At 71.0% G+C, this 21521-nt stretch carries 18 protein-coding genes; 13 read left to right on the plus strand and 5 right to left on the minus strand.

The window, feature by feature from the left end; all coding sequences use genetic code 11:
- Nucleotides 1-149: 149 nt before the first annotated feature.
- The 4 genes from ACGF8B_RS08880 to ACGF8B_RS08895 are packed head-to-tail and all read left to right on the plus strand — an operon-like array spanning nucleotide 150 to nucleotide 4987.
- Complete coding sequence (locus ACGF8B_RS08880; protein WP_124721262.1) at nucleotides 150-1100, plus strand: ABC transporter permease; 951 nt, start codon at nucleotides 150-152, stop codon at nucleotides 1098-1100.
- A gap of 1 nt (nucleotide 1101) precedes the next feature.
- Entirely contained in the window at nucleotides 1102-3069 is a 1968-nt protein-coding gene (locus tag ACGF8B_RS08885) for a dipeptide/oligopeptide/nickel ABC transporter permease/ATP-binding protein (RefSeq protein WP_392736105.1), read from the plus strand.
- Nucleotides 3066-4055 (plus strand): ABC transporter ATP-binding protein, encoded by a 990-nt coding sequence (locus tag ACGF8B_RS08890; protein WP_392736107.1) that lies wholly within the window; start codon nucleotides 3066-3068, stop codon nucleotides 4053-4055. The genes ACGF8B_RS08885 and ACGF8B_RS08890 overlap by 4 nt, the downstream gene beginning before the upstream one ends.
- A complete protein-coding gene (locus ACGF8B_RS08895; protein WP_392736109.1) occupies nucleotides 4052-4987 on the plus strand; it encodes a dihydrodipicolinate synthase family protein in 936 nt (311 codons plus the stop codon). Before ACGF8B_RS08890 ends, ACGF8B_RS08895 begins: the two co-directional genes overlap by 4 nt.
- A gap of 101 nt (nucleotides 4988-5088) precedes the next feature.
- Here the strand turns inward: ACGF8B_RS08895 and ACGF8B_RS08900 are convergent, their stop codons facing one another.
- Nucleotides 5089-5970, minus strand: a complete 882-nt coding sequence (locus ACGF8B_RS08900; RefSeq protein WP_392736112.1) for a chaplin — start codon at nucleotides 5968-5970, stop codon at nucleotides 5089-5091.
- Nucleotides 5971-6500: 530 nt separating this feature from the next.
- On the opposite strand from ACGF8B_RS08900, the gene ACGF8B_RS08905 reads away from it, so the two are divergent.
- The 6 genes from ACGF8B_RS08905 (at nucleotide 6501) to ACGF8B_RS08930 (ending at nucleotide 9574) form a co-directional block, all read left to right on the plus strand.
- A complete protein-coding gene (locus tag ACGF8B_RS08905; RefSeq protein ID WP_392736115.1) occupies nucleotides 6501-6902 on the plus strand; it encodes a rodlin in 402 nt (133 codons plus the stop codon).
- 305 nt (nucleotides 6903-7207) lie between these two features.
- Nucleotides 7208-7441: a chaplin gene (locus tag ACGF8B_RS08910; RefSeq protein WP_392736117.1), complete on the plus strand. Its 234-nt coding sequence runs from the start codon at nucleotides 7208-7210 to the stop codon at nucleotides 7439-7441.
- A 250-nt stretch (nucleotides 7442-7691) separates the two neighbouring features.
- Nucleotides 7692-7982 (plus strand): hypothetical protein, encoded by a 291-nt coding sequence (locus ACGF8B_RS08915; RefSeq protein ID WP_342281341.1) that lies wholly within the window; start codon nucleotides 7692-7694, stop codon nucleotides 7980-7982.
- A gap of 185 nt (nucleotides 7983-8167) precedes the next feature.
- Nucleotides 8168-8578: a rodlin gene (locus ACGF8B_RS08920; RefSeq protein ID WP_392736120.1), complete on the plus strand. Its 411-nt coding sequence runs from the start codon at nucleotides 8168-8170 to the stop codon at nucleotides 8576-8578.
- A 265-nt stretch (nucleotides 8579-8843) separates the two neighbouring features.
- Nucleotides 8844-9044, plus strand: a complete 201-nt coding sequence (locus tag ACGF8B_RS08925; RefSeq protein ID WP_392736123.1) for a hypothetical protein — start codon at nucleotides 8844-8846, stop codon at nucleotides 9042-9044.
- 119 nt (nucleotides 9045-9163) lie between these two features.
- A complete protein-coding gene (locus ACGF8B_RS08930) occupies nucleotides 9164-9574 on the plus strand; it encodes a rodlin (protein ID WP_384753860.1) in 411 nt (136 codons plus the stop codon).
- Nucleotides 9575-9729: 155 nt separating this feature from the next.
- On the opposite strand, the gene ACGF8B_RS08935 is transcribed toward ACGF8B_RS08930, so the two are convergent.
- Complete coding sequence (locus ACGF8B_RS08935; RefSeq protein ID WP_392736126.1) at nucleotides 9730-10230, minus strand: DUF5949 family protein; 501 nt, start codon at nucleotides 10228-10230, stop codon at nucleotides 9730-9732.
- Between the two features lie 387 nt (nucleotides 10231-10617).
- Between ACGF8B_RS08935 and rsgA the strand changes: the two genes are divergently transcribed.
- On the plus strand, nucleotides 10618-11793 hold the full coding sequence (gene rsgA / locus ACGF8B_RS08940) for a ribosome small subunit-dependent GTPase A (protein WP_392736128.1): 1176 nt from the start codon (nucleotides 10618-10620) through the stop codon (nucleotides 11791-11793).
- Between the two features lie 104 nt (nucleotides 11794-11897).
- Nucleotides 11898-13250, plus strand: a complete 1353-nt coding sequence (locus tag ACGF8B_RS08945) for a DNA-3-methyladenine glycosylase 2 family protein (RefSeq protein WP_392736484.1) — start codon at nucleotides 11898-11900, stop codon at nucleotides 13248-13250.
- Between the two features lie 6 nt (nucleotides 13251-13256).
- On the opposite strand, the gene ACGF8B_RS08950 is transcribed toward ACGF8B_RS08945, so the two are convergent.
- The 3 genes from ACGF8B_RS08950 to ACGF8B_RS08960 form a co-directional block, all read right to left on the minus strand.
- Nucleotides 13257-15587 carry a glycoside hydrolase family 95-like protein gene (locus ACGF8B_RS08950; RefSeq protein ID WP_392736485.1) on the minus strand — a complete coding sequence of 777 codons (2331 nt, stop codon included), beginning with the start codon at nucleotides 15585-15587 and terminating at the stop codon, nucleotides 13257-13259.
- A gap of 244 nt (nucleotides 15588-15831) precedes the next feature.
- The gene (locus ACGF8B_RS08955) at nucleotides 15832-16314 is read right to left on the minus strand and encodes a DUF456 domain-containing protein (protein WP_392736131.1); all 483 of its coding nucleotides are present in this window, start codon (nucleotides 16312-16314) and stop codon (nucleotides 15832-15834) included.
- A gap of 128 nt (nucleotides 16315-16442) precedes the next feature.
- Nucleotides 16443-17432 carry a helix-turn-helix domain-containing protein gene (locus tag ACGF8B_RS08960; protein WP_392736134.1) on the minus strand — a complete coding sequence of 330 codons (990 nt, stop codon included), beginning with the start codon at nucleotides 17430-17432 and terminating at the stop codon, nucleotides 16443-16445.
- Between the two features lie 210 nt (nucleotides 17433-17642).
- On the opposite strand from ACGF8B_RS08960, the gene ACGF8B_RS08965 reads away from it, so the two are divergent.
- Nucleotides 17643-21410, plus strand: a complete 3768-nt coding sequence (locus ACGF8B_RS08965; protein ID WP_392736136.1) for a S8 family serine peptidase — start codon at nucleotides 17643-17645, stop codon at nucleotides 21408-21410.
- The last annotated feature ends 111 nt before the right edge of the window (nucleotides 21411-21521 follow it).

Consider the following 21521-nt stretch of genomic DNA (forward strand, 5'->3'; position numbering starts at 1 on the left):
CCGCACTGCGGACACCGCTCCCGTGACACGTCACAGGTGGCCGACAGACCGGTCCGACACCCCGCGCCCCGCACGCCCCGGCGCCCGCCCCGCCCGGCGCCCGCCCCGTGCCAGGACCGCCAGACCGCCCAACCGCAAGGAACCCGACGATGGTTGCTTTTCTCCGGCTCGCGCTGCGTCGCGTCGCGATGATGCCGGTGATGATCCTCGGCATCGCGCTGCTCGTCTTCGTGGTGCTGCAGTTCTCGCCGGTCGACCCGGCCTTCAACGCGCTCGGGGAGAGCGCCACCCCCGAGGCCCGAGCGGCCTTCGCCGAGGCCAACGGCCTCAACGACCCCCTCCCGGTCAGGTACTTCCACTTCCTCGGCCAACTGCTCCACCTCGACCTCGGGATGACCGTCCCGCCCAGCCAGCCCGTCGCCGACCGCATCACGGCCGCATTCCCGCTCACCCTCCAACTCACCCTGCTCGGACTGCTCCTCGCGGTCGTCCTGGCGGTGCTGTTCGGAGTGGTCGGCGCGATGTACCGGGACCGCTGGCCCGACCAGCTGTTCCGGGTGGTCTCCATGGCCGGGGTCGCCATCCCCTCCTTCTGGCTCGGGGTGCTCCTCATCCAGCAGTTCGCCCTGAACACCCGGATCTTCCCGACCGGCGGCTACACCAATCCGGCCGACTCCTTCAGCGGCTGGCTCACCACCATGGCCCTGCCCGCGATCTCGCTCGCGCTCCCGGTCTCCGCGTCCCTCGCCCGCCTCGTACGGACCTCGATGGTCGCCGAGCTCGACCGCGACTACGTACGCACCGCCCGGGGCAACGGCCTCCCACCGCTGCTGGTGATCCGCTCGGTGCTGCGCAACGCGCTCGTCACCCCGCTGACCGTGCTCGGCATCAAGGTCGGCTACATGCTCAGCGGCGCGGTGGTCATCGAAGCGATCTTCGACCTGCCCGGCATGGGCAAGCTCATCCTCGAAGGTGTCACCGGCGGCGATGTCGCCCTGGTCCAGGGCACCGTACTGACCATCGCCATCGCGTTCCTGGTGGTCAACGTCATCGTCGACCTGCTCTATCTGCTGGTCAACCCGCGCATCAGGACGGTGTGACATGTTCGCCACCGGCCGTCTGGCCAACAAACTGTCCCGACCGGGCATCGCGTTCCGCTCCCTCCCGGTCACCTCCCGCATCGCCCTCGGCGTACTGATCGTCGTCGTACTCGGCGCCGTACTGGCCCCACTGTTCACCCAGGACCCGCTGACCACCGGCACCCCGGTGCAGGCACCCGACGGCGCCCACTGGTTCGGCACCGACCGGGCCGGGCGCGACGTGTTCGCCCGCGTCGTGCACGGCTCCCGCTACTCGCTGGTCATCGGCCTCGGCGCGACCGCCGTGGCGCTGATCGCCGGTTCGCTGCTCGGCTCGGTCGCCGCGACCTCCCGCAAGCTCGGCGACGAGTCCGTGATGCGGACCCTCGACGTCGTCATGTCGTTCCCGCCGATCGCGCTGGCCGCCGTCCTCGTCGCGGTCTTCGGCACCAGCGTCCCGGTGATCATCTTCACCATCGCCTTCGTCTACACCCCGTCGCTGGCCCGCGTGGTCCGCGCCAATGTCCTCGCCCAGTACGGCGAGGACTACGTCGCCGCCGAGAAGGTCATCGGCGCCCGGCGCAGCTACATCGTGCTCCGCCACGTCGCCGTCAACTGCATGGCCCCGGTCATGGTGTTCGCCACCGTCATGGTCGCCGAGGCGATCATCTTCGAGGCCAGTCTCTCCTTCATCGGCGCCGGAGTGCAGGACCCCGACCCCAGCTGGGGCAGCGTCCTCGCCTACGGTCGGCAGATCCTCCTCGCCGGCGGCTGGTGGGCCACCTTCTTCCCCGGTCTCGCCCTGCTGATCACCGTCCTCGCCCTCAACATCCTCTCCGAGGGCCTCACCGACGCCTCCGCCGCGCCCGGCCGCGCCAAGGCCGCCGCCGACCCCACCGCGGCCACCGCCCCCGACCCGGTCGAGGCCGCCGCCACCGCGGACATCGACGCCGCCCTCACCCGGCTCGCCGACCGCATCAACGCCACCGGGCCGGCCATCACCCCGGTACCGGACGACGCCGCCGAACTGCTCGTCGTGCGTGACCTGTCGATCCGCTTCCCCGACCGCTACGGGCAGATCCCCGTCGTCGACTCGCTGAACTTCACCGTCCACGAGGGCGAGACCCTCGGTCTGGTCGGCGAGTCCGGCTGCGGCAAGTCCATCACCAGCCTCGCCGTCATGGGCCTGCTCGCCCGCAACGCCGAGGTCGGCGGCGAGATCCTGTACCGCGGCCGGAACCTCCTGGAACTGTCTCCCAAGGAACGCCGCGCACTGATGGGCCCGGAGATCGCGATGGTCTACCAGGACGCGCTCTCCTCCCTCAACCCCTCCGTCCTCGTCGGCACACAGCTCAAGCAGCTCACCTCGCGCGGCGGTACGAAGACCCCGGCCGAACTCCTGGAACTGGTCGGCCTCGCCCCCGAACGCACCCTGCGCAGCTACCCCCACGAGCTCTCCGGCGGCCAGCGCCAGCGCGTCCTGATCGCCATGGCGCTCTCCCGCGACCCCCGCCTGCTCATCGCCGACGAACCGACCACCGCCCTCGACGTCACCGTCCAGGCCCAGGTCGTCGAACTGCTCGTGGAGCTGCGCGACGAACTCGGCTTCGCCATGGTCCTCGTCTCGCACGACCTCGCGCTCGTCGGTGACCTCTCGCACCGCGTGGCCGTGATGTACGCGGGGCGCCTCGCCGAGATCGGCGCCACCCGCTCCGTACTCACCGGCCCCACCCACCACTACAGCCGCGGCCTGCTCGGCTCGGTCGTCTCCCTGGAGGCCGGCGCCGACCGGCTGCACCAGATCCGCGGCATCGTCCCCGCGCCCCAGGGCTTCGGCACCGGCTGCCGCTTCGCCTCGCGCTGCGACGCCGCCACCGACCTGTGCCGCACCACCGCGCCCGAACTCACCGCACCCGACACCACGAAGGACCACGGCTTCGCCTGCCACCACCCCGCGAAGGCCGCACAACTGGAAGGGAGCGCCCGGTGATCCGGATCGACGGCGTCCACGTACGCCACAAGGCGCGCAGCGGCGGGCTCTTCCGCCGCGACGCCGTGCACGCCCTCACCGATGCCACGCTGGAGGTCGGGCGCGGCGAGATCGTCGGCCTGGTCGGCGAGTCCGGCTGCGGCAAGTCCACCCTGGCCCGGGTACTGACCGGACTGCAGAAGCCCACCGAGGGCGAGGTCCGCTTCCACGGCCGCGACCTGTGGGCGATGTCGGCGGCCGAGCGCCGCGACGACTTCGGCTCCGCCGTGGGAGTCGTCTTCCAGGACCCGTCCACCGCCCTCAACCCCCGGCTCACGGTCCGCCGGATCCTCCGCGACCCGCTCGACGTGCACGGACGGGGCACCCGCGAGGCGCGCGAGGCGCGCGTCGAAGAACTCCTGGACCTGGTCGGCCTGCCCGCCCACACCCTCGCCGCGCTCCCCGGACAGCTCTCCGGCGGCCAGCGCCAGCGCGTCGCCATCGCCCGCGCCCTGGCCCTCGAACCGGAACTGATCGTCGCCGACGAACCGACCTCCGCCCTCGACGTCTCCGTACGGGCCCAGGTCCTCAACCTCCTGGTCGACCTGCGGGAACGCCTGGGGCTCGGCATGGTGTTCATCTCGCACGACATCCAGACCGTGCGCTACCTCGCCGACCGCCTCGCCGTCCTCTACCTCGGCCGGATCGTCGAGGAAGGGCGGGCGGCCGATGTGGCGGGCGCGCCGGCGCACCCCTATACCGAGGCGCTGCTCTCCGCGACGCCGAGCCTGTTGGAGTCCACCGAGCGCATCGTGCTCACCGGTCCTGTCCCCTCCGCCACCAACCCGCCGTCCGGCTGCCCGTTCCGCACGCGCTGCTGGAAGGCGGACGACGCCTGCGCCACGTCCTTCCCCGCCGCGACGTCCGGCCCGGAGGGACACCGCTGGCACTGCGTCCACCCCCAGATCCCCGCGTCCCCCGTACCATCCGCAAGGAGCACCGTATGACCGCCCGGAACCCCCTCTGGACCGGCGTGATCCCGCCCGTCGTCACCCCGCTCACAGAGGACGGCGAGATCGACCGTCCTTCTCTGGAGCGGGTCGTGGGCCATCTGCTCGACGGTGGCGTCAGCGGCCTGTTCGCGCTCGGCAGCTCCGGCGAGACCGCTTATCTGACGCCGGGCCGGCAGAACGAGGTCATCGAGGTCATCGCCTCCGCCTGCGCCGGCCAGGTCCCGGTACTCGTCGGAGCGATCGAGACCACCACCGACCGGGCGATCGAGCGGGCCCGCGCCGCCGAAGGACTCGGCGCCGACGCCGTGGTCGTCACCGCCCCCTTCTACACACGCACGCACCCCACCGAGATCGACCGCCACTTCCGTGACATCGCCGCAGCCCTCGACCTGCCGGTCCTGGCGTACGACGTACCGGTCTGCGTACACAGCAAGCTCGACCCGGAACTGCTGCTGCCGCTCGCCGCGGACGGTGTGCTGGCCGGGGTGAAGGACTCCAGCGGTGACGACGGCTCGTTCCGCCGCCTGGCCGTCGGGGCCCGTGAACTCCCGGAGTTCTCCGTGCTCACCGGGCACGAACTGGTGGTCGACGCGATGATGCTGGCCGGGGCGGACGGTTCGGTCCCCGGGCTCGGCAATGTGGACCCGCACGGTTACGTACGTCTGCACGAGGCAGCGGTCCGGGGCGACTGGGCCGCGGCCAGGGCCGAACAGGACCGCCTGGTCGCGCTCTTCGACATCATCCGCGCGGCCCGCCCCGGCACGGCGTCCGCCACCGCCGCGGGCCTCGGCGCCTTCAAGACGGCACTCGTGCTGCGCGGGATCATCGGGACGAACGCGATGAGTGCGCCGATGCGCCGCCTGGACGCGGCGGAGACCGCCGAGATCGCGGCCTGCCTGGACCGGGCGGGTCTCAGCCGGGTGTGAGCCGGCTGAGACGAAGAACAGCGGTCCGTCGTCGCAGCCCCGGCTGCGACGACGGACCGCTGTTGTCAGCTCCGCTGTCTAGCGACTATTCACCGCTGAGGTCAGTCCTTCGAGACGCGGGTACGGCGGACCAGCAGGGTTCCACCGAGCACCATGGCCGCGGCGGCCCCACCGGCCATTCCCAGGTTGGCGTCGGCACCGGTGTGCGCCAGCTGCGGCGGCTTGTGGTGCTTGGCCGGAGTGTGGTGGTTCCAGTGCTGGTGGTGGTCCCAGTGCTGGTGGTGCGCCGGGGGCTGGTGGTGGGTGGGCGGCTGGTGGTGCGTCGGGGGCTGGTGGTGCGTGGGCGGCTCGTGGTGCGTCGGAGGCTTGTGGTGGGTGGGCGGCTTGTGGTGCGTGGGAGGGCAGTCCGGGTGGTGGTGGTGCGGAGGCTTGTGCGTCGTCGGCGGCTTGTGCGGCGGGTGGACCGGGGGCTTGTGCGGGGGATGCACCGGAGGCTTGTGCGGCGGGTGCACCGGGGGCTTGTGCGGCGGGTGGACCGGCGGCGGGGTCTCGTGCCCGCCGGACTCGTTGCCGCACTTGTTCCCGAACGCCGGGTTCAGCGCACCGATGACATCGACGGTGTTGCCGCACACGTTGACCGGAACGTCCACGGGAACCTGCACGTTGTTGCCGGACAGCACGCCGGGGGAGCCGACCGCGACGCCCTCGGCGCTCGCCCCCTGGTCCCCGGTGCCGGATCCGCCCTTGTTCACGCACTCGTTGCCGAACGCGGGGTTCAGCAGGCCGATCACGTTCACCGTGTTGCCGCACACGTTGACCGGTACATGCACCGGCACCTGCACGTTGTTGCCCGAGCCGACGCCGGGCGAACCGACGGCCGCGCCATCGGCAGAGGCATCCGCGAACGCGTATCCACCGGCTGCGGTCAGGATCCCTGACGCCGCCGCCATCACCAGCAAGCTCTTACTCAAGGCTTTTCGCATTGGTTGCCCCTTCTTAGGACATTCCGCGCGAGCTGAACGCTCGCTGTTCATTCATCAGGCCGGTGCGGAGACCGCCGGGAGGCCCTCCCGGCGGCGCCCGTGCATGACTCGGCAAGCGGCGGTCACGGAAAGCGCAGAGACCACGAAGAGGCGTTCTTCGTGTTGATGAGTCCTGCTTCTGCCGGTCAAGCGCCCGAACCTGCACGCTTGTGTCACTCATAACGAGGAGGACTTGTTGAGGAAACTCGCAATGCCGTGGAAATTGTGTAACCACCCGAATGGGGTATGTGAACAGACCGGTTCAGGCTCCGTGCGACGTGTTATTGACGCCTGACGCGCCGGGCGGAAAAGACCGCTGGGGGCGGGCGGTGCAACGAGGCGGAACGATTCCGTCAGCACCCCTCCGGAGCGCCGTTTCGTACTGCTGTACGTACCCCTGGGCATTCGGGTGAATGGAGAGAACCAAACGCCCGGTGGCGAGTTGGGCAGGGGGCTCCGGTACGGGGCATCCAGTACGAGAAGGGTTAATCGTGATCAAGAAGGTTCTGGCTACGGGTGCCGTTGCCGCCTCCATCCTCGGTCTGGGCGCGACGCAGGCCATGGCCATCGGCAACGACGGCGGTACGACCTCGGTCAACGGCAACGGAGCCTCGCAGTCGTTCGGCAACGCCGAGACCCACGGCGACGGCAGCCCGCAGTTCGGCCTGGTCCAGGGCAGCCTGAACAAGCCCTGCATCGGCCTGCCGGCCAAGGTCAACGCCGGTTCGCTCATCGGCCTGATCCCGATCGCGGTCCAGGACGTCAACGTGCTGTCCTCGCCGCAGAACCAGCAGTGCACCGAGAACTCCACCCAGGCCAAGGGCGACGAGCCGCTGTCGCACATCCTGGACGGCATCCCGGTGCTCTCCGGCAACGGTGCCGGCAACAACTGATCCGCAGCCGATCCAGCCGTAACGACAGGCCCGGGCCGCCGGCGTTCCTCCTCCGCGCGGCCCGGGCCTGTTGCTGCCATTCACCGGAATGGACGCATCGGATTGTCGGAAGATCGCGTCGGTGATATCGAGTGATCGACATTGCGTCATTCGGGCGATTTTCTGAGAATCTTCTGGCCGAAGAGTTTCGACTACGGTCTTAAATCGTTATGAATTGCAGCGGCGGAGTTACGGGTGATTGGTATCGCGCTCGTGCGGCACGAAAGACGTGGCCGCCTCGGACTCCGTCGAAGAAAGGGAACAAAGTGAAGTACACCAAGGTTGCCGCCATTGCCGCCGGAACCCTGATGGCCGTGGGTGCCGCCGCCCCCGCCTTCGCCGACTCGGGCGCCGAGGGCGGCGCCGCCCTCTCCCCGGGCGTCATCTCCGGCAACTCCATCCAGATCCCGGTGCACATCCCGATCAACGCCTGTGGCAACACCGTGAGCGTGATCGGTCTGATCAACCCCGCCTTCGGCAACACCTGCGCCAACGTCTGACCCATGGTCGGACGGGCTGAACGCTCGTGACCGGATGGCCCCGGATCGCATTTCGACGCGATCCGGGGCCATCCCTCTTTCTCCCCGGCATTCGATCGGGTGGTCCCGCAGAAAAGGGCGACCCCATCCAGTTGCCGTGTCGCAACCGCATCGTTACCCAGGGCGAAAGCGGCAGATGGCACGGCTAAAGAAGGCTCGTGCGGTGCGGGTGTGCGACCGAACAGATGCCGCTGCAGAAGGGAACCCGAAAGTGAAGTACGCGAAGACTGCTGCGTTCGTTGCCGGTTCCGTGGTTGCTCTCGGAACGGCTGCTCCCGCCTTCGCCGTCACCAACGCCACGGCCCCCAACTTCAGCCTCAACGGAGGCATCAACCAGGTGGTGGAGAGCGCCCCGCAGGCTGTCGACCCGATCGTCGACACGGTCGGCGGCGCCGCGGAGTCGGTGCAGAAGAACGGCACCGTCACCAAGCTGGCGGACCAGGCCACCGGTGCGGCCAAGGGGGCGGCCCCGCTCATCGGCGGGCTGCCGGCCGGCGGCTGACCGGTAGCGTCGCGGCAGTTCCCCGCCGGTCCCGGACTCTCGTATTCCTCCGGTGCTGCGAATTCGGCGAACAACCGAACGTAAAAGCACCGTTCGAGTGAATCGGCACAACCATCCCCGTCGTCGTGAGTTGATCAGGACGCTCCGGACAGGCGGGCAACAGAAAACCCCAGAAGGGCTAATTCATGATCAAGAAGATTATGGCCTCGGCAGCAGTCGCTGCTTCGATCGTCGGCGTCTCCGCCGCGATCGCCCCGCAGGCCATGGCCATCGGCAACGACAGCGGCACGACGTCGGTCAACGGCAACGACGCCGTCCAGTCGTACGGCAACTCCGCCACCCACGGTGACATGAGCCCGCAGTTCGCGCTCATCCAGGGCTCGCTCAACAAGCCCTGCATCGCGCTGCCGGCCAAGGCCAACGTCGGTTCGGTCCTCGGGGCCATCCCGATCTCGGTCCAGGACATCAACGTCCTGGCCTCGCCGCAGAACCAGCAGTGCACGGAGAACTCCACCCAGGCCAAGGGTGACGAGGCGCTCTCGCACATCCTGGACGACATCCCGATCCTCTCCGGCAACGGCGCCGGCAACAACTGAGGCCCGTACCGCTCCGGACGCTCCTCGCCGGCTTCTTTGAACCGGCAGGGGAGCGTGCCGCGGGCAGCTTCGAGCCCGCCTGCAAGTAGTGACCGCATCACCTGTGGGGTCGTCACATCCACGCGGCAGCCGTTCTCCGGCCGCCCGGACGTGCCGGCCCCGCTCGTGTGCCCGGGGTGCGGCGGCCCCTCGAAGGGGCGGGTGGACTGGGCCGGTTGCCGTAGTGCGGGCAGGCGTCATCCGCCGCACCGGGTAGGTGCCACACATGGACCAGTACGACAGTCAACGCTCCCGCGACCGGCAGCGGCACGCGCCGGACGGCACACCCATCTACGACCGGCTGCTCGCCGAGTGGCAGGCGGCCCACGGCGGCCCGGAGCCCGCGCCACAGACAGGGCCGGACCGGCCGTGCGCGGGCGGCCGGGTTCCCGCGGCCCGCACCTCCGGCGAAGCGGTCGACGGGTGATCACGAACCGTCGAACTCTTGCCGGATCGAACCCTTTTGAGTGGTACTGCGGAACCGACGCTTCCGTAGCGGGTTGATCAGTACGTTCCACAACGGGACGCTCCGAAAGGTGAAGCGTGATGAAGAAGATGATGGCCGGCGCAGCAGTGGCCGTGTCCCTGGTCGGTCTGTCCGCAGCCGCGGCCCCCGCGGCCATGGCGATCGGCAACGACGGGGGCACCACGTCGGTCAACGGCAACGGCGCCGTGTCCGAGTTCGGCAACAGCGTGACCCGGGGCGACGGAAGCCCGCAGGTCCAGCTCGTCCAGGGCACGCTGAACAAGGCCTGTGTCGGCCTGCCGCTCAAGGCCAACGCCGGTTCGCTCGTCGGCCTGCTGGTGCCGGTCGCGGTCCAGGACATCGACGTGCTGTCCTCGCCGCAGAACCAGCAGTGCGCCGACAACTCCGTCCAGGCCAAGGGCGACGAGCCGCTGTCGCACCTGGTCGACGACATCCCGGTGCTCTCGGGCAACGGCGTCGCCAACGACTGACGCACCCCACGTGCGGGCTGCCCCGGGGATTCCCCCCGCGGTCGCCCGCACCGCGGTGCACAGCAGAATCCGGGGCATCGCCCCAGGGCTCCACGCACGAGGATGCCCACCGCGCCACGGGGGGCGGTGGGCATCCTCGTGCGTGGAGGGGGCGGTCAGCCCAGGGTCCGTACCGGGACCACGCAGTGGGCGGAGGTGGTGATGACCTCCGGGTCGCCGGCGAAGGACCGCAGCAGTTCCTCGGTCACCGGTCGGCCCGGTGCGCCCTGGGGCCACGGGCGGGTGGCGAACATGGTGTGCACCTCGCCGCGTTGGCCGGCCGCGGCCAGCCACTCGGGCGGGGCGGGGTACTGCGCGGTGAAGTGGGGCAGGGTGAGGACGGCCTGCCCGGCCTGGACCAGCAGCTTCACCGGGAGGCCGGGGTTCTCGGCGGCGTACACCGGACCGCTGCCGACCGGCAGCCCGCTGCGCTCCAGGGACATGCGCATGGCCGCCTCGCCGACGGCGGGGCCGTCCGTGCCGTCTCCCAGCGAGTAGACGAGCAGGAAGGCGACATCGTGGCCGTCGGCGGGGTGCTCGCCGCTCCATCCGATCAGTGTGATGGTGCCCAACTGGGCCTGTGTGAACGTGCCGGTGGCGGTCTGGGGTGAGGTCATGCTCGGCACCATAACGGCCCCGGACCGGTCGTTGTGCATGTGTTTCACCTGATCGAGGGAGATAGCGGTATATCTCCGGTGGAAGTGACTCGGACCGCCTCCGTTCGGAGCGCTCGGGAGGCGCGTTCGAAGGCTTCGGCAAAAATGTGTTGAGCCGGCCGGTGGGCGCGGGCTATGGTGTCCACTGTTCCGGACGGCGGAGATCAACTCCGGCTGTCGGTCCCGTGCTTGAACCAGGAGGTGAGGATCGTGATGGCTGTCACTGTGATGGGCGCTGCCCATAACCCGAAGAGCATCATTCCCACCCCCGTGGTCGCCGGCTGACCTACTCCGCAACTCTGCGCGCCCGTGTGCGCGTTGCCGGGGCCACCCTTTGAAGGGTCTCCCTTGTCTTTCCAGTCCTTCTCCTCCTCCGCTTCGTCTCTTCAGGGCTCGTCCGCTTCGCATCCGCTGTCCCCGTACGGCTGGGACGACGTGTGGGCGGCCGAATTCGCACCGTACGCCGAGCAGGGCCTGCTGCCCGGGCGTGTGGTGCGGGTGGACCGTGGGCAGTGCGATGTCGTCACCCCGCGGGGCACGCTCCGCGCCGACACCGCCTTCGTCGTCCCGCGCGATCCGATGCGGATCGTCTGCACCGGCGACTGGGTCGCGGTCGACCCCGACGGCGATCCGCAGTTCGTACGGACGCTGCTGCCGCGGCGTACCGCCTTCGTCCGCTCGACGTCCTCGCAGCGCTCCGAGGGCCAGGTGCTCGCCACCAATGTGGACCACATCGTCATCTGCCTCTCGCTCGCGGTCGAGTTCGACCTGGGGCGGGTGGAGCGCTTCCTCGCGCTCGCCATGTCCAGCTCCAGCGGTGACGCGCTGCTGGGAGGCGGGGGGCCGGCCGGGGACGGTGCCGCCGAGCCGATCGTGGTGCTGACCAAGGCCGACCTCGTACCGGACGCCACCACGCTGTCGCATCTCGTCCAGGACATCGAGGGCATCGCGCCCGGGGTGCAGGTGCTGACCGTCAGCTCCGCCACGGGGGAGGGCGTCGACATCTTCGCCGCCGTCGTCTCGGGCGGTACGAGCGTGCTGCTCGGGGCCTCCGGCGCCGGCAAGTCGACCCTCGCCAACACCCTGCTCGGCCACGACGTGATGGAGGTGCAGGCCGCGCGGGACGTCGACGGCAAGGGCCGGCACACCACCACCACCCGCAATCTGCTGCTCCTGCCCTCCGGGGGCGTGCTGATCGACACCCCCGGGCTGCGCGGGGTCGGGCTCTGGGACGCGGAGGCCGGCGTCGGCCAGGTCTTCTCGGAGATCGAGGAGCTGGCCGAGCGGTGCCGGTTCCACGACTGCGCCCATGAGTCGGAGCCGGGCTGCGCGGTGCTCGCCGCGATCGAGGACGGTTCGCTGCACGAACGGCGTCTGGACAGCTTCCGCAAGCTGATCCGCGAGAACCGGCGCATCGTCGCCAAGACCGACGCCCGGATGCGGTCGGAGATGCTGCGCGACTGGAAGCGCAAGGGCGCCGAGGGCCGGTTCGCCATGGAGGCGAAGCGGGGCCGGGTGCGGTAGAGGGTGGTTCCCGGTCCGCGGCCGCCCAAGGCCGCGGACCCGCCCGGTCCACGTCCGGAAACCGCCAGTGCGGTACCGGTGGGTGCCGCACACTGGACGGTGTGATGGATGAACGGACCAGGTACGAGGCGGTGAGCAGCCGCGACGCGCGTTTCGACGGGGAGTTCTTCTTCGCCGTCGAGACGACCGGGATCTACTGCCGGCCGAGCTGCCCCGCCGTCACGCCCAAACGGAAGAACGTCCGCTTCTACCCGACCGCGGCCGCCGCGCAGGGCCAGGGCTTCCGGGCCTGCCGGCGCTGCCGGCCGGACGCCGTTCCGGGCTCGGCGGAATGGAATGTGCGGGCCGATGTCGTGGGCCGCGCCATGCGGATGATCGGCGACGGCGTGGTCGACCGGGAGGGTGTGCCGGGTCTCGCGCACCGGCTCGGCTACAGCTCGCGCCAGGTGCAGCGGCAGCTCAACGCCGAGCTGGGCGCGGGCCCGGTCGCGCTCGCCCGTGCCCAGCGGGCCCACACCGCGCGGGTGCTGCTCCAGACGACCGGGCTGCCCGTGACGGAGATCGCCTTCGCGGCGGGCTTCGCCAGTGTGCGCCAGTTCAACGACACGATCCGGCAGATCTACGCCCGCACGCCGAGCGCGCTGCGGGCCGAGGCCGGGACGGGGCTGGGCGCGGCGGTCCGGGAGGCGCGGACCACCGGGATCCCGCTGCGGCTCGCCCACCGGGGACCGTACGCGGCCCGTGAGGTCTTCGACCTGCTGGCCGGAGAGCCGGTCGCCCGGATCGAGGAGATCAGCGGTACGCCGGGGGCCCGTACCTACCGGCGCACTCTGCGGCTTCCGTACGGTACGGGCATCGTGGCCGTGGACGAGCGGTCCGCCGGGGCCTGGCTCGATGCCCGGATCCACCTCACGGACCTGCGGGACCTGACGACGGCCGTCCAGCGGCTGCGGCGCCTGTTCGACCTGGACGCCGATCCGTACGCCGTCGACGAGCGGCTCGGCGCCGACCCGCTGCTCGCCGCGGGCGTCGCCGCCCGCCCCGGGCTGCGTTCGCCGGGCGCCGCGGACCCGGACGAGTTCGCCGTACGGACGCTGGTGGGGCGGGCGGAGTCGGAGCGGCTGGTGGAGGCGTACGGGAAGGTGCTGGACGTGCCGTGCGGCGGGCTGACGCATGTGTTTCCCGAGCCCGGGCTGCTGGCCGGTGCGACGGGCGGCCCGGAGTTGCGGGCGCTGGCGGCCGCGCTCGCCGACGGGGACGTACGGCTGGACGCCGGGGCCGACCGCGACGAGGCCGAGCGGGCGCTGCTGCGGCTGCCGGGGATCGCCCCGGCAGCCGCGGCCCTCATCAGGATGCGTGCGCTCGGTGACCCGGATGTGGATCCGGCCGGCCGGCCCGGGGCGGACCGGTGGCGGCCGTGGCGTTCGTACGCGGTGCGTCACCTGGGACTGCTGTGAGCGGGCCTACGCGGGCAGCCCCCAGCGCGGTGCGGGGACGTTGGCCGTCACCGGGCGGATGGTCAGGTCCGGTCGGTCGCCCCGCGCCGTGATCAGGGCCGATTCGCCCTTGCGCAGGGGGATCCGTACCGTGCCGTCGGCCGTCGTCACATGGTCCAGCGGACGACCGTGCCGGTCGCGGACCTCCACCGGGCCGTCGATGCCGTGGCGTACGACGCAGGGTGCGCCGGCCTCGCTGGTCAGCCGCACCCAGCGGGTCCGGCCCTCCTCGCGCACCGCACTGAGCAGGAAGGCGCCCTGCGTGCGGAAGTCGTGCACGGTCAGGTCCCGCCAGGCGGCGGGGAGCGCCGGGAAGACCCGGATCGTGTCGCCCCACGACTGGCAGACCATGTCGTGCAGGGACTGGGCCGCCGAGAGCGGGGTCTCGATGACCGGGCCCGACTCCTTGTACATGGTGTTCGCCTGGATGAAGCGGTTCATCAGCTCGCCCAGGTACTTCAGCGCGTCCTCGCCCTTGCCGAGCAGCGCGGACATCGACGCGGCACCGGTGAACGTGTAGCCCTGGAGGGCGCCCTCGAAGCCCACCCAGTGGGCGACGGACCTCTCGATCAGGGCGCGCTCGTCGGGCGTCGCGCCGGTCAGCTCGTACAGCGGGTACACCGCGAGCATGTGCGAGTAGTGGCGGTGCGACTTCGCGAACGGCACCCCGGCGCCGATCATGAACCCGTTGGCATCGACCGGGTACGGCGCCAGCCTGGCGAGGACCTCCTGCCAGCGGGCGGTCAGCGGGTCGCGGACGCCGAGCCGGCCGGCCGATTCGAGCAGGGTGCGGCAGCCCCAGCGCAGCAGCATCAGGTCGTAGTTGCAGTCCGGGGCGTTGACGCCGTACTCGGGGGAGAACGTCGCCGGCAGGTGCAGCTTTCCGTCGGTGCCCGGTGTGAGGAAGTGCAGGTAGTAGTTGACGGCCTTGCGCAGCAGCGGGAAGAGCGTGTCGCGCAGGACCGACTCGTCCATGGTGTGGCGGTAGGAGAGCCAGACGTTGTGCAGCGCCCAGGTCAGATTGCCGACCTCGGGGGTGGGCGGGTCCTGGCCGGGGATGCCGACCCCGTAGCCGCCGTCGGTCACCGCGGCGCCGTTGACCAGCTGCGGGTCGGTGGTCCGGGGGATGCCGGCCGAGTCGGTCCGGTAGGGGGCGGCGACCTCCCGCGAGAGCTGGTCCCGGAATTCGCTCAGGGCCCGGGTGACGGCGTCCAGTTCGAGGTGGTTGGAGCCGTGGATCAGCCAGTACTCCAGCTGGACGTTGAGGTTCCACCAGGTGTTGGGCCAGGGCGTGGGCTCCAGCCAGGGGCCGGAGGTGGCCATCACCGGGGCGTCCTTGCGGGCCGCCGACGCGGTCTTGTAGAGCTGGATCCAGTAGAAGCGCTGCAACCGGGCGTCGGGCAGCGAGAGGAAGCTCTTGCGGTAGAACCGGTCCCACCAGGTGCGGTGGGGTGCGGCGAGCGGACCGTACGGGAACGCGGACGCGGTCCTGACGGTGCGCAGCGCGTGGTCACGGGCGGTGTCCGTGGGGTGGGAGTGCGCGACCGTGACGTACAGGGTGCGGACCGTGCCCCGGGTGCGTTCGCGCCAGGCGGTGACGTGCCGGCCGCCCGCGAGCAGTGGCTGGACGGCGGCGGTGGTGTCGCCGTGCTGCTCGGTCACGGCGGGAGGATTGCCGGTGTAGCCGTCCGGGACCGGCTTGAAGGCGGCACGCGGGCTGATCGCCTCGGCGGGGTGGAAGACCCAGCGGAAGCCCTGTTCGCCGGCGCTCGGGGTGATCTCCACGGCGAGCAGATCGCTGGTGGAGTGGACGAACGCGCGGAGCTTCAGGGTTCCCGCGGTCGTGGTGACCGTGCCTTCGAGCTCCGCGGTGCGCAACCGCATCCACCACTCGATGCCCGTGATGGTGCCCACCGGCTCCAGGGTGAAGTGGCCGATGGGGAGGCGGGCGAGGCCGAAGAGCGAACCGAATTCTGGGCGGTGGTCCTGGACCTCGGAGTGCTGGACGTTGAAGCGGACGGCCCGGGTGGTGGCGCCGGGTTCCGCGTAGATGCCGGAGCCGAGGCGGCCGTTGCCCAGATACGGGCCCTCGTACCAGGTCTTCGGCAGCTTCCGCCAGAGCAGGTCGGCGTCGTCGAGGACCGTGCGCCAGCTGTCGCCGGGGGAGTGCACGGTGGTGGGGGCCGGGGCGGCGGAGGCGGCCGGGGTGGCGGAGGCGGCCGGGGTGGCGGCGAGGGCGGGGACGGGGGTCCCGGCGGCCACGAGCGCACCGCCGATCGCGGTGCCGGTGGCGAGCACTGATCTGCGCGAAGGGGCGGGCCGGGACGGGGATGAGGCTTCGGTGCGGGGCGGGCGGGAGGGGTCCGGTGCTGTGGGCAAGGCTTCTCCTGGCGACTCGTACGCAGGCGCTTCAATTCATCCGAGCTATACCCTCAGGGAAGGTAGGCACAGGCCATTGCTCCGTCAATGGAGCAGGAGAGATCCGATGTGTTTCCGTGTATCTGGACACCGTCCAGCCAGATGTCACCAGAGTGGGAGGTGGTCAGCCCCAGATCACCGCGCCGAGCCAGGCTCCCGTCACCAGCAGACACACGAAGAGCTCGACGAGTACCGACCAGCCGGTCGCCCGCATCACCGAGCGCACCGATGTCCACCCCGCCCCGTGGCTGCCGAGCCGCAGCCGCTCCGCCCCGTAGATGGTCCCCACGTAACCGGCGACCGCCCCGATCACCGGCACCACGAAGAAGCCCACGATCGCGCCGACCCCGCCGAGCATCAGGGTCCTGCGCGGCGCCCCCGTCTCGTGCGGGCGGCGCGGTGGCAGCAGCGGCTTCAGCGCCTGGTTCAGCAGCAGCAGCGCGGTGGCGCCGATGAGTACGCCCCAGGCGACCGGCGTCATGTCGGTCAGCGCCCACCACAGCACGGCGGCCCAGACGATCGCCTGCCCCGGCGCCCCCGGCACCAGTACGCCCAGCAGGCCGAGGAGCATGACGAGCCCGACGGCGACGAGTTGCCACACACTCATCTCACCAGCGTGCCGGAGTCCGGCCGGTCCCGCCCGTCAGCGCACCCCGGGGACGGCGGCCGTCGGCGCAGCTCAGGGCCGTGTCGGAGCGGTAGCGGTGCGCAGTCGCGGCGGCCGTGCCGGACCGTTCAGAACCGTGGGGTGCGGGCGACCCAGCCCCGCTCGTAGGCGTGCCAGCCCAGCTGCAGCCGGGTCGACACGCCGGTCAGCTCCATCAGGCCCTTCACCCGTCGCTGTACGGTCCGCAGCCCCAGCTCCAGCTGTTTCGCCACGCTCGCGTCCGTCAGCCCGGCCAGCAGCAGCGACAGGATCTCCAGATCCGTCGGATCCGGCCCCGTCGCCTCGTCCTGGGGCCGGTCGCCCTCGCCCAGTCTGAGCGGCATCGCCTCGCGCCACACCGCCTCGAAGAGCCCCATCAGCGACTCCAGCAGCCCGGAGGCATGGACCACCAGGGCGGCGGGCTCGGCGCCGCGCCCGGTCAGCGGCACCATCGCCAGTGAACCGTCGGCGACGACCAGCTTGGTCGGCACCCGGTCGATCACCCGGCACTGCTCGTCCCGGCTCAGCGCCGCCGACAGCTCCGTGATCCCGGACGGCAGCGAGAGCAGCTCGCGCTCGACCACCACCCGGTAGGACACCCCGCGTGTCGCGGCCCGCTCCTCCGCCTCGTTCTCCATCCCGCTGACCGCGATCGGCTTCCCGGTGACCAGGGCGCACACCTCGCTCGCCGCGCCGAGCTGCAACTGGTGGAAGCGGTGCGAGACCGCGCTCGCCCCGGTCACCACCTCGACCAGATCGTGCACGGCCGGCTCGGCGGCCTCCGCCCGGTACTCCTCGGCGAGCAACGCCGCCGCCAGCTCCGCCTGCTCCAGCTCATGACGCTGCTGGGTCAGCAGCGCTCCGAGCGCCACGCCCGGCGGAGCCGCCACCCAACGCCCCGTGCGCGCCGAGGCCTGCGCGGCCAGACCGTGCTGCTCCAGCCTCCGCAGAGCCCGCTCGGTGTCCGGCTCCGGAAGCGCCAGCCGGTGCGCGAGATCGGCGACCTCCGCGGCCCCCACCGCCACGAGCGCTCGGTACGCCGACTCCTGTATCTCGTCGAGCCCTATGGCTCCCAGCATCCCCGGACCCCTCCCGGACGCAGTGATTCCGCACGATGTCGCTGTCGCCGGGCGTCCGTCCATGGCGGAAAGCGGCCACGGCGTAAACCCGCCGTGTACATCATCCCTTTATCGCTCGTCGCTCTGCCAATGTGGCGCCACCGAAGTACCAACAACCTCCGGAAGACTGCGGTTTGCGCGGATTGGTTCCGGATTCACTTGGGGAGAGCGATGCGTCCGATATCGCGCACGGCACTGGGGGCGGCCACCGCCGCCGTCCTGGCCGTCACCGCGATCGCACCGTCCGCGGCACAGCCGCAGGACGGAGCGACGGGGAAGAGAGCACTGACCGGCAGCGCCGCCGCCGACGCCAAGCAGGCCAAGCCCGTCACCGTGACGCTGGTGACCGGCGACAAGGTCCTGGTGAGCACGGACAGTTCGGGGGCCGCGTCGGTCACCGCTCTGCCCCGCGAGGACGGGACCGTACCCCTCCTCCAGACCAGGCAGTCCGGCAAGAACCTCTATGCCTACCCCGACACCGCCGTCGCCGCGCTGGCCGCGGGCAAGGTGGACGAGGAACTCTTCAACGTCACCGGCCTCATCCGGCAGGGCTACGACGACGCGCACACCAAGTCGCTGCCCCTGATCGCGGTCTACGGCAAGGGCCAGGCCCGCGCCGCGCTCGCCGCCCCGCGCGGCGCGAAGCGCGGACTCGCGCTCGACGCCATCGACGGCGTCGCGCTCAAGGCGGACAAGGAGAAGGCCGCCGACTTCTGGGCGGACGTCACCAACACCCGTTCCCGCTCGGCCTCCGGCATGAAGAAGCTCTGGCTCGACCGCAAGGTCCGGGCCACCCTCGATAAGTCGACCAAGCAGGTCGGCGCCGACCTCGCCTGGGCCGCCGGATACGACGGCAAGGGCACCAAGGTCGCCGTCCTCGACACCGGTGTCGACGCCGAACACCCCGACCTCAAGGGCCGGGTCGCCGCCTCGGAGAACTTCACCGACTCCGACTCCACCGACGACCGGCAGGGCCACGGCACCCACACCATCTCCACCGTCGGCGGCACCGGCGCGGCCAGCGGAGGCAAGAAGAAGGGCGTCGCCCCCGGCGCCGACCTGCTCGCGGGCAAGGTCCTCAACGACAGCGGCTCCGGCGCCGAGTCCTGGATCATCGCCGGCATGCAGTGGGCCGTCGACCAGAAGGCCGACGTCGTCTCCATGAGCCTGGGCAGCCAGGAACCGACCGACTGCACCGACCCGATGAGCGTCGCCGCCGAGGAACTCGCGCAGAACAAGGGCACCTTGTTCGTGATCGCGGCCGGCAACGCGGGCCCGACGCTGAACACCGTCTCCTCGCCCGGCTGCGCCCCGAGCGTGCTGACCGTCGGAGCCGTCGACCGCGACGACACCACGGCCCAGTTCTCCAGCCGCGGCCCCGCGATCGGATCGCACACCCTCAAGCCCGAGATCGCCGCCCCCGGCGTCGCGATCTCGGCCGCCGCGGCCGGCGGCCGCGGCATCTACGCGTACCAGTCGATGTCCGGTACGTCGATGGCCACCCCGCATGTCGCGGGCGCCGCGGCCATCGTGAAGCAGCGCCACCCGGACTGGACCGCCCAGCAGATCAAGGCGGCCCTGGTGTCGTCCGCGAAGAGCGACATCCCCGGTGACGTACGCGAGACCGGCGGCGGCCGCCTCGACGTCAAGGCCGCCATCGACACCACCGTCGTCGGCGCCCCCGCCGTCCAGGGCGGCACCTTCAACTGGCCGCAGGACCGCACCGACCGCACCACGGTCGACCTCCCGTACACCAACTCCGGCACCAAGCCGGTCAAGCTCTCGCTGAGCGTCCGGGGCGTCACCGGGAACGACGGCTCGGCCGTCCGCTCCTCCGTCGCCGAGCTCGACGCCCGCACCGTCACCGTGCCGGCCGGAGCCACCGTCAAGGTCCCGCTGCGGATCGACCCGACGGCGAAGCTGAAGGCCGCCCAGTACGGCGATGTCACCGGACGGGTGCTGGCCACCGGCCCCGGCGGCGCCAAGGTCTCCACTCCGTTCTCGCTGTACGTCGGAGCCGAGACCGTCACCCTGCGGGTCAAGCTCGTCGACCGCACCGGCAGGCCCGCCGCCGGCGCCTCCTCGCTGGACGTCATCGGCACCGACACCTCCAGTGGCGAGCGCCGTTTCAACGACGGCGCCACCGACCAGGTCTACCAGGTGCGCCCCGGCGCGTACTTCGTGTCCAGCTTCGTCTCCTCGCCCGACCCGGCGGACGCCACCGGCAACATGGAGGAGTCCCTCGCCTACCTCGCGCGGCCGCAGCTGAACGTCACCAAGGACACCACCCTGGTCCTGGACGCCCGCAAGGCCCACCGGATCCAGGTGAGGACCGAGGACCGCACCACCGAGAACCGTTCCACCACGCTGGCGTTCGGCCGCAGCTGGGACGACGTCTGGCTGCACTCGGGCTCCGTCACCGCCGGCTCCGACGTCAAGAACTACCTGGCCGACGTGCAGGGCAGGGCGAGCGACGGCGACTTCGAGTTCGACAGCTTCTGGCGCGCCTACGCCCCGCAGATCGACAAGCTCTCGGTCGTCGGCGGTGCCGAACTGCACCCGACGGTGGCCGGCAACGGCTCCGTCAACCTCGACGGCACGGGCGAGGCCGCACTCGTCGACGCCGGAACCGGAACCCCCGACGAGCTGAAGGCCGCGGGCGTCGCCGGAAAGATCGCCCTGGTCGAGGTCGGTGACGACGACAACAACCTGTACGCCCTGACGCGCGACGCGAAGGCCGCGGGCGCCAAGGCCGTCATCGCCCACCGCCCCTCCGCGGGACCGTGGCACCCGACCGTCGGCTACGCCCAGGCGGTGTTGCCCGCGCTCGGCATCGAGGCGGACGAGGCCGCCGCGCTGAAGGCCGCCCTGGCCGACGGCACGGTCGAGCTGCGCTGGAAGGCCACCGCGGTCAGCCCGTTCGTCTACAACCTCGCGTTCCCCGAGACCGGCCCGATCACCTCGGACCGGACCTACAAGGTCCGCGACACCAAGCTCGGCAGGGTCACGGCCGGCTACGAGGCGATGGGCGTCGCCGCCGACTACGTCGACACGATGATCATCAACCGCCCGTACGGCGGTGTCTTCTCCGCGGCCAGTGACGTCGTCGCCGCCCCCGGCAAGCGCACCGAGTACTACTCGGCGGGCGACACCGCCTGGGTGCGGTACCTCTCCTCCAGCTTCCCCTGGGGCGAGCTGATGACCGACCAGCCGCGCACCTACGAGGCGGGCTCGAAGCGCACGGAGAACTGGTACCGGGGCATCCCGGTCCCGGCCGCTCCGCGCGACGCCGCCGGCAAGCTCCAGCTCGCCGGCGAGCGTCAGGACAACCTGATCGGCGTCGCCCCGGGCTTCTGGAGCGACAGCGAGCACGCCGGACTCCAGGGCTCCTTCGGCGACGTCGGCAACATGAGCCTGAGCAGCGGTGGCAAGCTGATCGGCGAGACCGGCTGGCCGTCCGGGGTGTTCACCGTCCCGGCGGAGGACGCCGCGTACGAACTGACCATGATGACCTCCAGGTTCGGACAGCCCGCCGCCGTGTGGAAGCGGTCCACCAGCACCGAGACCACCTGGAAGTTCCGTTCGAAGCGGGACGAGAACGTCTACTCCCAGGGGATCCCGCTGCTCTTCCCCGGCTACGACCTGGACACGGACGGGCTCAAGACCCTCGCGGCGAAGGACGGTCAGAAGATCGGCCTGAGCGTCAGCGGTCACGCCGGCTACACGCCCGGCAAGCTGGTCGCCGCCAAGGTCTCGTACTCGTACGACGGTGGCGAGACCTGGAACGACGCCACCACCGCACAGCAGGGCGGCCGTTGGACCGCGACCGTGAACCACGCGGGCGCGGCCGGCAAGCCGGTCACCCTGAAGACCGAACTGACGGACGCCAACGGCAACTCCGTCATCCAGACCGTGAACGACGCGTACGCCGTGCGTTGATCACCGACTGACCGGTCCGCCGGGCGTCCTTCCCGTGGGGGGTGGGGCCGCCCGGCGGACCCATGTTCGCAGTCACTATTTCCGGATGACCCGTTTTCGTACGGCCCTCGC

Origin of the sequence: Streptomyces sp. NPDC047917, assembly GCF_043204345.1 — a bacterium.
GTDB classification, from domain to species: Bacteria; Actinomycetota; Actinomycetes; order Streptomycetales; family Streptomycetaceae; genus Streptomyces; species Streptomyces sanglieri.

Bases quoted from the DNA above. Each gene is read 5' to 3' on its own strand.
- ACGF8B_RS08900 (WP_392736112.1), bottom strand. From the start codon at position 5,970: ATGCGAAAAGCCTTGAGTAAGAGCTTGCTGGTGATGGCGGCGGCGTCA.
- ACGF8B_RS08880 (WP_124721262.1), top strand. From the start codon at position 150: ATGGTTGCTTTTCTCCGGCTCGCGCTGCGTCGCGTCGCGATGATGCCG.
- ACGF8B_RS08895 (WP_392736109.1), top strand. From the start codon at position 4,052: ATGACCGCCCGGAACCCCCTCTGGACCGGCGTGATCCCGCCCGTCGTC.
- ACGF8B_RS08965 (WP_392736136.1), top strand. From the start codon at position 17,643: ATGCGTCCGATATCGCGCACGGCACTGGGGGCGGCCACCGCCGCCGTC.
- ACGF8B_RS08935 (WP_392736126.1), bottom strand. From the start codon at position 10,230: ATGACCTCACCCCAGACCGCCACCGGCACGTTCACACAGGCCCAGTTG.
- ACGF8B_RS08955 (WP_392736131.1), bottom strand. From the start codon at position 16,314: ATGAGTGTGTGGCAACTCGTCGCCGTCGGGCTCGTCATGCTCCTCGGC.
- ACGF8B_RS08885 (WP_392736105.1), top strand. From the start codon at position 1,102: ATGTTCGCCACCGGCCGTCTGGCCAACAAACTGTCCCGACCGGGCATC.
- ACGF8B_RS08945 (WP_392736484.1), top strand. From the start codon at position 11,898: ATGGATGAACGGACCAGGTACGAGGCGGTGAGCAGCCGCGACGCGCGT.
- ACGF8B_RS08960 (WP_392736134.1), bottom strand. From the start codon at position 17,432: ATGCTGGGAGCCATAGGGCTCGACGAGATACAGGAGTCGGCGTACCGA.
- ACGF8B_RS08930 (WP_384753860.1), top strand. From the start codon at position 9,164: ATGAAGAAGATGATGGCCGGCGCAGCAGTGGCCGTGTCCCTGGTCGGT.
- ACGF8B_RS08920 (WP_392736120.1), top strand. From the start codon at position 8,168: ATGATCAAGAAGATTATGGCCTCGGCAGCAGTCGCTGCTTCGATCGTC.
- ACGF8B_RS08925 (WP_392736123.1), top strand. From the start codon at position 8,844: ATGGACCAGTACGACAGTCAACGCTCCCGCGACCGGCAGCGGCACGCG.